The 11,958-nt window shown below is 67.6% G+C and carries 11 protein-coding genes; 5 read left to right on the top strand and 6 right to left on the bottom strand.

All coding sequences use genetic code 11. From position 1 onward, the window contains the following. Positions 1–19: 19 nt before the first annotated feature. The gene (locus GGR33_RS20110; RefSeq protein ID WP_183508571.1) at positions 20–652 is read right to left on the bottom strand and encodes a YqgE/AlgH family protein; all 633 of its coding nucleotides are present in this window, start codon (positions 650–652) and stop codon (positions 20–22) included. A gap of 137 nt (positions 653–789) precedes the next feature. Here GGR33_RS20110 and GGR33_RS20105 point away from each other — a divergent pair, with 137 nt between their 5' ends. Then, positions 790–1,272, top strand: a complete 483-nt coding sequence (locus GGR33_RS20105; RefSeq protein WP_183508569.1) for a peroxiredoxin — start codon at positions 790–792, stop codon at positions 1,270–1,272. A 107-nt stretch (positions 1,273–1,379) separates the two neighbouring features. Here GGR33_RS20105 and GGR33_RS20100 read toward each other — a convergent pair whose 3' ends face one another. Both GGR33_RS20100 and GGR33_RS20095 read right to left on the bottom strand, forming a co-directional pair. Next, positions 1,380–2,555: a GNAT family N-acetyltransferase gene (locus GGR33_RS20100; protein WP_183508567.1), complete on the bottom strand. Its 1,176-nt coding sequence runs from the start codon at positions 2,553–2,555 to the stop codon at positions 1,380–1,382. Beyond that, entirely contained in the window at positions 2,552–3,487 is a 936-nt protein-coding gene (locus tag GGR33_RS20095) for a cupin domain-containing protein (RefSeq protein WP_183508565.1), read from the bottom strand. The genes GGR33_RS20100 and GGR33_RS20095 overlap by 4 nt, the downstream gene beginning before the upstream one ends. A 387-nt stretch (positions 3,488–3,874) precedes the next feature. On the opposite strand from GGR33_RS20095, the gene GGR33_RS20090 reads away from it, so the two are divergent. After that, a complete protein-coding gene (locus tag GGR33_RS20090) occupies positions 3,875–4,981 on the top strand; it encodes a glycosyltransferase family protein (protein WP_183508563.1) in 1,107 nt (368 codons plus the stop codon). Between the two features lie 13 nt (positions 4,982–4,994). Here the strand turns inward: GGR33_RS20090 and GGR33_RS20085 are convergent, their stop codons facing one another. The 3 genes from GGR33_RS20085 to GGR33_RS20075 are packed head-to-tail and all read right to left on the bottom strand — an operon-like array spanning position 4,995 to position 8,352. Then, the gene (locus GGR33_RS20085) at positions 4,995–6,362 is read right to left on the bottom strand and encodes an O-antigen ligase family protein (RefSeq protein WP_246413317.1); all 1,368 of its coding nucleotides are present in this window, start codon (positions 6,360–6,362) and stop codon (positions 4,995–4,997) included. Beyond that, on the bottom strand, positions 6,359–7,303 hold the full coding sequence (locus GGR33_RS20080) for a glycosyltransferase family 2 protein (RefSeq protein WP_183508561.1): 945 nt from the start codon (positions 7,301–7,303) through the stop codon (positions 6,359–6,361). The genes GGR33_RS20085 and GGR33_RS20080 overlap by 4 nt, the downstream gene beginning before the upstream one ends. Next, on the bottom strand, positions 7,300–8,352 hold the full coding sequence (locus GGR33_RS20075; protein WP_246413315.1) for an endo-1,4-beta-xylanase: 1,053 nt from the start codon (positions 8,350–8,352) through the stop codon (positions 7,300–7,302). Before GGR33_RS20075 ends, GGR33_RS20080 begins: the two co-directional genes overlap by 4 nt. Before the next feature lie 174 nt (positions 8,353–8,526). On the opposite strand from GGR33_RS20075, the gene GGR33_RS20070 reads away from it, so the two are divergent. The 3 genes from GGR33_RS20070 (at position 8,527) to GGR33_RS20060 (ending at position 11,924) form a co-directional block, all read left to right on the top strand. Then, a complete protein-coding gene (locus GGR33_RS20070; RefSeq protein ID WP_183508557.1) occupies positions 8,527–9,870 on the top strand; it encodes a lipopolysaccharide biosynthesis protein in 1,344 nt (447 codons plus the stop codon). Positions 9,871–9,953: 83 nt separating this feature from the next. Continuing rightward, the gene (locus tag GGR33_RS20065) at positions 9,954–10,904 is read left to right on the top strand and encodes a DUF6492 family protein (RefSeq protein ID WP_183508555.1); all 951 of its coding nucleotides are present in this window, start codon (positions 9,954–9,956) and stop codon (positions 10,902–10,904) included. A gap of 213 nt (positions 10,905–11,117) precedes the next feature. Continuing rightward, positions 11,118–11,924, top strand: a complete 807-nt coding sequence (locus tag GGR33_RS20060) for a class I SAM-dependent methyltransferase (RefSeq protein WP_246413313.1) — start codon at positions 11,118–11,120, stop codon at positions 11,922–11,924. Positions 11,925–11,958: the final 34 nt, after the last annotated feature.

Raw genomic sequence — 11,958 nt, 5'->3', positions numbered from 1 at the left:
CTCGCGGCGACGGGCGGCCTCAGGCCCGGCCCGCGACGGGCGAGAGCATGGCCGGTTCGATCCCGTTCATGCGCAGGACGCGGTCATACTTGTCGTCGAGGACGGGGTTGAAGATCAGCTCCGGGTCGGCCGCGCAGTTGAGCCAGCCATTGGCCAGGATTTCGTTTTCGAGCTGCCCGGCCTGCCAGCCGGCATAGCCGAGCGCCAGGATCGCACTCTCCGGGCCACAACCCTCGGCGATGGCGCGCAGGATCTCGACCGTGGCCGTCAGACAGATTCCGTCGTCGATCATCAGGGTCGACTGATCGATCCGGACATCCGACGAGTGCAGCACGAAGCCGCGCTTGGCGTCGACCGGGCCGCCCATCAGCACGGGCATGTGACCGACCTGCTCGCGCAGCCGGATCTCGTCCGCCGCCGGCGCGATCTCGAGCTGCATCAGCAGATCCGGCATGGTGAGGTCGGTCGCCGGCTTGTTGACGATGATGCCCATCGCCCCGTCCGCCGAGTGGTGGCAGAGGTAGATCAGCGAACGGGCGAAGCGCTCGTCGCCCATGCCGGGCATCGCCACGAGGAATTGCCGATCGAGATAACCCGACCCGTCTTCTTCGGCGAGGTCGTGCTCGGTGCGTGGCGGCGGGAACGGCTGCATGCTCCCATGCTAGTTCGAGGCCCGGTTTTGTCCATAACGGGATGGTGTTCCTTCCACCGCGGGGAGAGCTCTTCCCGCGCCTCGACACCGTCGTCTCGCCAAGCTAACGCTGCCGCACGATCGAGGAGACGGTGAGAATGACGATTCAGGTTGGCGACCACCTGCCGCAGGTGACCTTCCGCGTTAACGGGCCCGACGGGCCGCAGGCGAAGACCACCGACGACGTCTTCAAGGGCCGGCGCGTCGTCCTGGTCGGCGTCCCGGGCGCTTTCACGCCCGCCTGCCACAAGAACCACCTGCCCGGCTTCGTCGCCAACAAGGACCAGATCCTGGCCCGCGGCGTCGATGCCATCGCGATCACGGCGGTCAACGACATCTTCGTGCTCAACGCCTGGCAGGAGGCGACCGGCGCCCAGGGCCTCGAATTCCTGGCCGACGGCAATGCCGAGTTCGCCAAGGCGATCGGCCTTGAGCTCGACGGCAGCGGTTTCGGCCTCGGCTCGCGTTCGCAGCGCTACGCCATGCTGGTCGAAGACGGCGTCGTCCAAGTGCTCAACGTCGAGGACTCGCCCTCCAAGGCCGAGGTCTCCGGCGCCGAGGCTTTGCTCAAGGTCATCTGATTTTTTCGGAGCACGCGTTGAAAGCCGGGGCATGTCCCCGGCTTTTTCATGCCCGCAGCCATCCTTGCTTCGCTCACGCTCGCAGGGTGCGTTCCGAGATCGTCGCGTCAGCTCGTGATCTTGGTAGCCCTCAGCCGTCCGATCCACCCTCTCAGCTTGCGATCGAGTTCCGGATACCGGCGCAGGCCTCCGGCCGCCGCAGCGCGAAGCGTCGCCGGGATGCCGGCGAGGCCCAGGCTCTCGGTGAAGTCGACGAGCGGGGTCGGCGTCACGCCGAAACGGCGCTTGTAGTCGTAGTTGCCGATGCTGAAATCGAACGAGCGGTAGCCCTCGGCATGCAGTGCAGCCATGGTGCGCTCGATGATCAGCCGGCCGGGCGAACAATTGCTCCAGCGACCCGCGGCATTGCTGATCCGGATCATCACGTAGGTCTCGCCATCCCGAATCCCGAGGAGCGAGGCGACGACCTCATCGCCGGCCATCAGAGCCGAGACCAGAACCTCGCCACCCTCGATCGAGCGCTCGATCAGCGTCCGGTAGAACCGCGCGAAATCCGGGTCGTCGAGCACGTAACTCGCGCCCTTCTCCCTCATGCGGGTTTCCTGCTGGTGCTCCATCGCGTCGACGATGCGTCGAGCTCGTTCGGGATCGGTCACGATCTCGAAAGAGGTCTCCGGTTCGCGCGAAAAGACGCGCCAACTCCGCTCCAATTCCTTGCGGACGGTTTTCTCCAGGCCGCGACGCCAGCCATCCCAATCCTCGCCAGTGACGACGACGTTGCCGTTGAGGGCGCAGGGCTGGATGTTCGGGAGCAAAGCCAGCGGGTTCGGGCGGCCGCGCAAAGTCAGCGGCATCTTGGCGAAGCGTACGAGATCCGCACGCGGAAGCGCCTTGCGGATCGCCTTCCAGAGGGCGGCTGCACCCTGCGCGTCGCGCGGTGCGGCCGGTCCGAGGGCAGGGGCGTTGTAATCGGTCAGGTCGAGATCGGCGAAGCCGATGGTCCGGCGGCGTCCCTCGCGGAGGAGAACGAGAGGCAGCCGTACCGCCACCTCGCCGGACGCGGCGTCGCGGGCCGTGACCAGAAGGGGAGTCAGGCCGGCACGTGCACCCAGCGCCTCGTACCAGGCGCCGAGCCATGCCGATTCCTGGAACGGCGTTCCCGCTCCCGTCCAGCCGGCCGAGACGGCCGACCAATCGGAGCTGGTCTCGACGACGTAGGTGGCGGCGCGCCGGGCCGCCGGGGCGGCGGAGGCGGCCTCGGCGGTGGGCGCGAGGGCGATCATGCGGCGACCTTCAGCTCGACGATCTCGCCGGGAGCCTCGGCATCGAGGCGGAAATCCACCATGCGGCGGCTGCTGCGCTCGCGCTTGACCCAGCTGGTGTTCCGCATCGCCTTCTGCAGGAGCAGCTTCGACCAGTAGCTCGGGCCGGTGATGGCGCGGCTCTTCGGCTGATAGCCGAAGCGGTGGCGCAAGATGCCGTTGGCGAGATTGACCTTGGTCAGGCGCCGGATCGACTCGTCGTTGAAGGACACCGTCATCGAGACGTTGAGGCAATCGAGATTCTCGACGCGGTGCGGTGCGTTGAGCGGCCAGCTCAGCATCTGGCCCGGTGCGAGGTCGAGCGCCTGGGCATGCGCGTCGTACCAGGGCGCGTAGGGCATATCGACCTCGACATCGAACAGCGCGATGTCTTCGAGGTGCCGCGGCGTCACGAAGGGCGCAGAGGACGGGTAAACGTAGACCCGCTTGCGTCCGATAATCTGCCACAGATGCTGACCGGGCAGGTCGCAATGATAATAGACCTGGGCGCTGGGCGACGAAATCAGGATACCGCAGGTGTATTCCGGCGGCTCGAAGCCGGGGACGCGCCCGGCCAACTCCGCGAACATCGCGTCGAGGACCTCGCGGTAGCGCGCATCGACCGTGTCGACGTTGCGCAGGTTGAGCCACATCCGGCCCTTTTCGATCGCGTCGATGACCCCGGCACCGGGCATGTCGCCAATCTCGCCCTCGCGCCAAAATCGGCGCTGACCCGCCGCGCCCATATGGACGAGGCCGTATTGCTCGCGCGGATAGCGATCGATCAGGTCGGCGAGAGCCGGCTTCGAGAAGACCGGCATCTCGTGCAACCGATGCTGCAGGCGCAGGGGCTGATGGCTCCAGAGCGCCGAATGGGTGTCGTTCCAATCCGTGAAGATGGCTGGGCTGCTCATGCTGTCCTCGTTCGTCGCGACGTGGCCGGCCATTGGTCTCGTTCCGGGACGCGCCTGACCCGCTCTCGAACATTCGGCCCGTGAAAGGCGGCGTGAGCCGCTCAAGTCGCAACCGCGATGCCGATCGATCTGTCTTGAATTCGGAGCGCCGCGATCGGGGAAGGAGGAGGTCGTGGCGCCTCCTAATGGCGCTCCTGCCGAGGTGTCGGCCTCAGCGAGCTGGCGAAGCCGTCCCGGCTTGAAGCACGCTCGACGGGAACAGGTGGGGGCTCATGGGGTGAGCACGAGCGAACCGCCGATCGCCCGAAGCATTTCGTAAGGCAAATCGGGCAGGCTCTCGCCCCGTGGGCCCGATGCTCGCTGCGAGATGCCTAAGTGACATCGTCCATGCCTTCCGACCCTGCAGCGACGAGCCTCCACCTGCTCGGAAGCGGGAACCCGCCCTGCGGGATCGGCGACTTCAGCCGGCTGCTTCTCGAAAGCCTTCGTGAGGGCGAGCCGAACGCGCACGCCGCTTTCACGGTCGAGCCGCGCGAGTTTCGCTTTGCCGAAACCTGGCGCGCCCTGGGCCGAGCCGATGCGGTCGTCGCCAACTTTCCGGTGGTGGCCTGGAAGCGGGCGCTGTTCGGACCGCTCGCGATCTACACGCTCGCCGGGCTGCGCGGGCGCAGGCGGATCACCATCCTGCACGAATGGGCCGGCCTGCACCGGCTGCGCCGTCTGGTGCTGAGGCCGATCCTGCTCCTGTCCGACACGATCTTCCTGGTCTCGCCGCAGGTTCGCGAGGAACTCGCTGCCGATCCCCTCGTCGGTTTCCTGGCGCGCCGGGCCGCGCTGATGCCGGTGCCCCCGAACCTGGCGAGGCCGGCAGACGTGGCCGACAGTGCACTGCGCCGGACGCTGATCGAGGCCCGGCATGTGGGACGGCTCATCCTCGGCCATTTCGGCTCGATCTATCCGGGCAAGCAGCCGGAAGCGGTGCTCGACATCGCGGCCAACCTGAAGATGCGGGGCGCTGCCCCGCTTCTCGTCTTCATCGGCTCCTTCATTAAGGCGAGCGATGGGATCGAGGACGTCTTTCGCGAGAAGGTCGCGGCTTTGGGCCTCGCCGAGGACGTGATCGTCTCCGGCTACGTGGCCTCCGCCGAGGAGCTGTTTGGCCTGTTCGAGACGGTCGACGCCTTCGCCTACGTCCTGCCGGAGGGGCTGACCGCGCGCCGCGCCAGCGTGCTCGCCTCGGTCCAGGCCGGCCGTCCGGTGGTCGTCACCGCCCCCGCGCTGCCGGACGAGTTCGATCACCACCCGCGCTACCGGACGCTGCTCGATGGCGGCGCGATCGTCCTCGTGCCGCGGGGAGCCGGGGCAGAGGCCTATGCCGACCAGGTTCTCGCTTCGCGCTCGCGCCCGACAACGTATCCCGACCTCGACCGGCGCACGTGGTTTCGGGACGCTGCGGATGCGTTGCGCAACAGGCTGAGGCCGCCGGCCAGGTGAGGGAGCCGGCCGGTCAGCGCGTTCGGAACCGCGCGAGGAAATGCAGCCCGAACACTGCGAACAGGAACAGGACCCAGATCACATCGCTGCGGTCGAAGAAGAAGCTCTCCATCGACGACAGCAGGATGCCGAACAGCCAGATCTGCAGGAACATCGTCGCGAAGGGGCCGGTGTTGCCGGCCTCGAATTGCAGCCGCTGATAGTTGCGCAACGGCCCGAGCACGAACACGATCAGCAGCAGGAAGAGTCCGACGGCGCCCATCGTCAGCGTGGTGTCGACGTAGCCGTTGTGGCTGTGGCTGGCATAGCCGGCCCAGGTGGCGCCCTCGTCGGAGACGTCGCGCACGGTCTGTGTGCCCCAGAAGGCGGCGAAGCCGTAGCCGGTGATGGGGCGCGCGGCGATGGTCGCGATCGAGAAGCGCCAGATGTCGGTGCGCCCCGTGAAGGTCGAGTCGATCGGAAGCGCCGAGACGATCGAAGCCAGGCCGTCGCTCATCACCGTTCCGACCGTGAACACGTTCAGCAGGAGGACGGGCCCGATCGCGACCAGCATGCGGCCGCCGAAACTCCGCACGACGGCGAAGGCGCCGGTCAGCGCGAAGACCGTGAGGCTCAGCGCGAAGGAGCTCTTGCCCTCGGAACCGACGAGGAACACGCAAGACAGCCCGAGAATCGCCAGCCCCGAGACCCGGCCGCCCGCGCGAAAGACGGCCACCCCGACGAAGAGCAGCATCGCCATCACGGCGGCGGCCGCGTTCTTGTGGCCGAAGGAGCCGCGCCAGTTGCCGGCCAGCCCCGGCTCCTGGAGGTCGCGCGCCTGATGGACGGCGAATTCCGGCGCCACGATCATCCCGACGTAGCACACGGCCAGCAGGACCAGCGTGGCGATCGCCAGCAGGTTGCGCAGCTCGGTGCGGGTCTGCGCCAGCAGCGGCAGGCAGGCGGTCAGCAGCATGACGGCCGCCGTGAGCGCCAGGCGTTTGCCGGAGGTGGCGTGGTCCTGGGACAGCACCACGCTGACGCCGAGCCAGGCCACGAGAGCCAGATGCGTCGGCGTGACGAGCGACGCCAGCGCCCGGCCATGGTCGCGCATCGCGAGCAGCAGGCCAGCGAGCGCCAAGGCCCCGAAGGTCGCGTAGGTCATCGTCTCCTGGCCGGTGACGAGGTCACCGACGTCGAGCCGCGAGAGGTCGGCAAAGGGCTTGAGCGTGATCAAGGCGAGCAGAAGCGCCGCCAGGAACAGCGCCTGCCGCGCCAGCCGCAGCACCGATAGTCCGGCACCGAACTCGCGCAGATGGCCGAGCACGTTCGAGGTCGGCACCGCGACGCCCATGGACGCGGCCGGCCGCCGTGCACCGAAGGCTGGCTGCTGCGGGGTCATTTCGGCGCCGCCGCGCGGTATTCCTGCGGCTCGATGCCGGCCGCCGCGAGGCAGCGCCCTATGGCGACGAGCAGCGGGTGCAGAGCGATCTTGGGCTGCCGGGTTTCGGCGAGCAGCCGCAGGCCCCTGACGAGCGAGATGGCCAGCACGCCCAGCGACTTCGCCGCGACGGCGAGCCGGCCGGCGCCGCCGACGGCATGTTTCAGCTCGATCCGATGGTTGATCGCGCCGATGCGCAGGCCGCGCCGCGCGAGCCAGCGCATCGTCGTGCGTGCGACGGGCACGGTCTCGCGGATCACCGCCTCCTGGACCCATTGGAAGCGGATGCCGGCGCGCTCGGCCCGCGTGAAGAAGTCCGTGTCGCCGCCGCCGAGGAAGTTGTAGGCGAGGTCGAAGGCCGGTAGCCCGAGCCGGTCGAAGGTGGTACGCGCGATCAGGCAGTTGCCGCTTCCGTAGATCTTCGGCACCGGGCCGCTGATGTCGAAAGCCGGCCGGAACGCCGGGTGGCTCACCAGGGCCGCCGGCCCACCCCGCGCGATCTGCGGCATAACCGGGCCGCCGACGACCCCGGCGCCGGTGCGTTCGGCGGTCGAGACCATGGCCTCGAGCCAGCCCGGTTCGGCCCATTCGTCATCGTCGATCATTAGGACGTAGCGTGCCGCCGGGAACGCGGTGAGCGCCGTGCCGAAGGCCGCGTTGATCGCGTGGCAATTGCCTTGGCGCTTCTCGACGACGGTCAGGCCCTGGAGCTGACCGGTCGCGAAGACCTCCGAGGCGACGTCAGCGCCCTGTTGTCCGGCCGCGTCGTTCTCGGCCACGACGACGGCGAAGGGCCGACGGCAACTCTGCGCGACGAGGGAGCCGAGGGTGCGGGCGAGCCAGTCGGGCCGGCGGAAGGTCGGCACGCAGACGACGATGTCGATCTCGCGGTTCGGGGTCATGATGCGCTCCGCGTATAGCGTTCGATGACGGCCATGAGCGGCTTCGGACGCATGGCGGCGTCCAGCGGCAGAGGCCGGTTCGGCAGGCCGTCGGGCCTCGTGAAGTAGGTCGGCACCCAGGTGTAGCGGTCGCTGATGCCCCAGGTGAGGATCGTGCTCGGCGGGATCACCTCGGCGACGGCGGAGAGGAACGCGCGCGCCATCTCGGCGACCTGGCGGTCGCGGGCCTCGACGTCTCCGGGCAAGCTGACGTCGACCACGTCGAGCTCGGTCACGAGCACGTCGAGCTTCATTGCCCGGATCTCGCGCAGGAAGGCCTGCAGCCCGTCCCGGTCTATGGACCGGTCGGCGAAGAGGTGGGCCTGCAGCCCGATTGCATGGAGGGGCACGCCGGAATCGACGAGCCGGCGCGCGATGGCCAGCAGTGCGTCGCGCTTGCCCTTGAAGCGGGCGCCGGCGAACTCGACGTCGTATTCGTTGAGGACGAGGCGGGCGGTTGGGTCGGCGGAGGCGGCCGCGCGGAAGGCGATCGGGATGTAGTCGGCGCCAAGCGTCCGGGTCCACACGAAGGGGCGCAGGTCACCGGGCGAGGACGGCGCGTCGGGGATCGGCTCGTTCACCACGTCCCACGAGGTGATCAGGCCGGCATAGCGCGACACCACCCGCTCGATATGCTCGCTCAGCACGCGCTCGGCTTCGGCGCGCGAGGTAATGGCGTCCGTCCAGGACGGCATGCCGCCGTACCAGGCCAGGGTGTGGCCGCGCAGGCCGATGCCGTGGCGGCCGGCGAAGGCGGCGATGCGGTCGGCGTCTCCGAAGTCGAAGGTCTCGCGGTTTGGCCGGATCACCGGCCATTTCAAGCTGCCCTCGGGGACGATGGTGCGGCAGCGGGCTGCGACGGCCTCGGCGTAAGCGGGATCGTTCGCCAGCGCGTCTCCACGCACGGCCGCACCGTAGACGGCGCGTGCCAAGACGCCCGGCCCCGCCGCAGCGCGAGCCGACAGGTCGAGGCACGGCAGTCCCGCCGCGGCCAGGCTGCTGGCCAGCATCTGCCGTCGCGTGGGACAGGGCTGTGTCATTGCGAAACCTCGGCGGCTCTCATGCCACCCGAATTGCAAGTTCGGGTCCGCCGATCGATTGCCACTGCGAGATGGCCTTCGGGCGCCGCGCGAGGCGGCTGCGGCGAGCGGCGGTCTGGCACGGGGCCTGCGGACATCCCGTCCATGAGCGCCACCCTGTCCCGAAATCCGACCCTGATCGGACCGCCGCCCCTCGCCGGGCGACCCGTTTCGGGACACCGCCTCAATCCGGCACGGCTCGTACCGGAGCGGTGGGCGGCGCACCGGAACGCCGTGCTCGGCTACGTCCAGCTGCTGGCCGGATCGGGCGGCCGCCTCGGGCTGCAGGTGGTCTACTTCTTCCTTCTCGCCAACACCCTCAGCCTCGCCGACATGGGCGTGTTCGCCACGGTCTCGGCGGCCGGCGTGCTGATCGGGTGCTTTGCCGGCTTCGGCTTTCAGGCCTTCGTCATGCGCTCGGCGGCGGGACGTCGCTCTTCCCTCGGCGCCTATCTCGCAGCCTACCACGTCTGCTTCGTCGCAGCCCTGCCGATCATGATGGCGCTGGCCGGTGTGCTCTACCTCGTCCTGTTCCGCACCGTGATCGCGCTGCCGGCCTACGCCGCGATCATCTTCGTCGAGATCGCGCTCTGGCGGCAGATCGAGCTGCTCATCCAGGTCAATAGCGGGCTCGGCCGGTTCGGCGCAGCCTCGACCCTGGTCTCGTTGCCGGTGGGCTTTCGCGCCGCCGCCGCGGTCGCCTTCTGGGCGATGGGGGGCGGCAGTGCCGAGACTTGGAGCCTCTACTATCTCGCCGGCAACCTCGTGGCCGCGACCATTCTGGTGGCCGTCTTCCACCCTCGGATCCGCATGCGCTTTCGCCCGAAGCTCGTGAGGGGGAAACTGCGCGACGGCCTGTTCTATGCGGTCTCCTACTGCATGTTCCTGGCCCAGGGCGAGGTCGACAAGTTCGTCATCCTCTCGCTTGCAGGCGAGCGCACGGCGGGCATCTACGCCATCTCGATCCGGCTCATCGACCTCACCGCCGTGCCGTTGCGGCCGATGTTCATGATGTACTCGCGCAAGATGATCCAGGTCGGTCGTGCAACCGGAACGATGGTGCGCGAGAGCCTGAAGATCGAGGCGCTCGTCGCCGGCGTCTCGACAGCCGGCCTCCTCGCCCTAGTCGCACTGCTCAGCGTCTGGCCCACGATCCTCGGTGCCAACGTCGCATCGGCCTACGGAATGCTGGCCGTGATCGTGCTCGTGCCCGCCGTGCGCAACCTGCTCGAGTTCCACAGCGAACTGTTCTTCGCCTTCGGCAATATGGGCCTGCGGGCCGCACTCACTGCCGGATTGGTGGCGATCAAGGCCGGCGCCCTCGCCGCGCTGATCATCCTGTTGCCGCCAGCGGATAATTGGCTCGTGTGGCTGAATGCTGTTTTCGCGCTGATCTATCTGTTGTCGTTCATCGCCGTTTACGGCGCGATGAGGACGAAGCGAGTATGACGGGCGCGACGACCAGAATGCGTTTCTCCCCTCTGGACGAGCGGCGCAGTGCATCGGACTTCACGGGGTCGAAGGAGGCAGGCATGCCGGCGCTGACCGAACCAAACGAGCGCGGCCAACCCGAGACCGTGGGTCTGATCACGCCGAGCTATCGAGGCGACCTCGATCGCTGCGAGCTCCTCTTCGAGAGCATCGACCGCCACATCGCAGTCCGTGGCCAGCACTACGTCATCGTGCATGACGAAGACGTGCCGCTCTTCGAACGATTCCGACGGCATGACCGGCAGATCCTCCCGGTCTCGGCCTTCCTGCCGCAATGGCTGCGCCACATCCCGTTCCTGAAGTGGAAGGGCAGACAATACTGGTGGACGTCGCAGGGTTGGCCGATCAGCGGCTGGCACTCCCAGCAGATCGTCAAGATCCAGGCGGCGGCCTCCCTGCCGGAACAACGCTTCTGCATCGTCGATTCCGACAACGTCTTCTTCAAGGATTTCGATCTCGCGCCGTTGGCTCTCCCGAACTCCGTACCGCTCCACGTCTATGAGGGCGGCATCCGGGCGCATCGGCCGCGTCACATGAAATGGATCGAGACTGCGAGCCGCTTGCTGGGCACGGTCGAACCGAGCTTTCCGGCGGACGACTACATCGACCAGATCATCGTCTGGGATCAGGCGACGGTGCAGGGGATGATTGCGCGGATGGAGAGCGTCTCGGGGCGCGACTGGGTCGCCGCCATGTGCCGAGACCGGGATTTCTCCGAGTACATGATCTACGGCGCCTTCGTCGAAAGCTCGGCCGCCGGCGCGGCGCGGCACACGCGCACCAGCGAGAGCTTCACCCGTACGCATTGGGATGCGGACGAGTTGAGCGCCGCAGACATCCTGGCGATGCTGCGAGCGGCGACGCCACGGGAATGCGCTTTCTGCATCCAGTCGTTCGGTTCCACGCCCCTCGCGACGATCCGTACGGCTCTCGCCGCGTTCTATTCCGAAAATTCAAATGCGGAGCAGAAAATCCGGATGGAAGCTGCTTAAGCGCAACAGCAACGTCTGGCGACAGCTTGGTTGCGTGACCGATACTGGACGCAGATGAGCCAATACGGCAAAATCTGTGTTCCGTAGATAGAAAAATAACCGACGTTCTGCAAAAAGCAGCGCTCGGCTTTTCACTCGGCACCTTCCTCGTTTCGGCAGATGCCCCTTCGTCCTTGTCCGGGATCGACATCACGCGAGGACGGAGGATTGATCTTGAACCAGACGATCATGACGGACGGCTTGATGTCTATCGCCGAAGGCGACCTGCACCACGACACCGAGATGCCGGCCGGCGAAGCCGGCGACAGCCTGTCCAAGGTCCACGCGATCCTGCAGCGCCTGCTGCCCGCGGGCCGGGTCTCGGTCTACGAGGCCGGCGGCGGTGCGGCATCCTACCTGCCGGTGGCGCTCCTGGAGCGCTCCGACGTCACCGTCGTCGACATCGATCCGACGCAGATCTCCAACAATGCCTATGCCGAGACCCGGATCTGCGGCGACGTGCAGACTCATCACCTGCCGGCCGAGAGCATCGATCTCGTCACCAGCTACAACGTCATCGAGCACTTGCCCGAGGTCGATGCCGCACTGGAACGCTTCGCGGAAGCCGTGCGGCCCGGCGGTCTCGTCCTCATCGGTGCGCCGCATCCGCGCTCGCTTTCGGGGCTGGTGACGAAGCACTCGCCCCACTGGTTCCACGTCTGGTTCTACCGCCACATCCGTGGGAACGATCGGGCTGGGCTGCCGGGCGAGGCGCCGTTCCCGGTCCATTATCATCCGCTCGTGCTGCCGGGCCGCCTCAAGGCCTTCATGGCCGCGCGCGGCTTCGAGACCGTGTACGAGCGCGTCTACGAGAGCCCGCGTTTCGCGGAGATGCGCACGCGCCAGCGAGCGCTCGCGACGGTGGTCGATGGGATCACGAGCCTCGTCAACGGCCTGCTGCTCAACCGGGTGAACCTCCGCCACGGCGACTATCACCTCGTCCTGCGCAAGCGGGCGGATGCGCGCGTCGCAGCGGAGTAGTCGCTTGCTCACGATACCGCTGGATGGTGACGTC

Origin of the sequence: Methylobacterium brachythecii (assembly GCF_014196345.1) — a bacterium.
GTDB lineage: Bacteria > Pseudomonadota > Alphaproteobacteria > Rhizobiales > Beijerinckiaceae > Methylobacterium > Methylobacterium brachythecii.
Note: the sequence above shows the minus strand (reverse complement) of the source record. Positions and strands in the feature narration are given on the sequence as shown.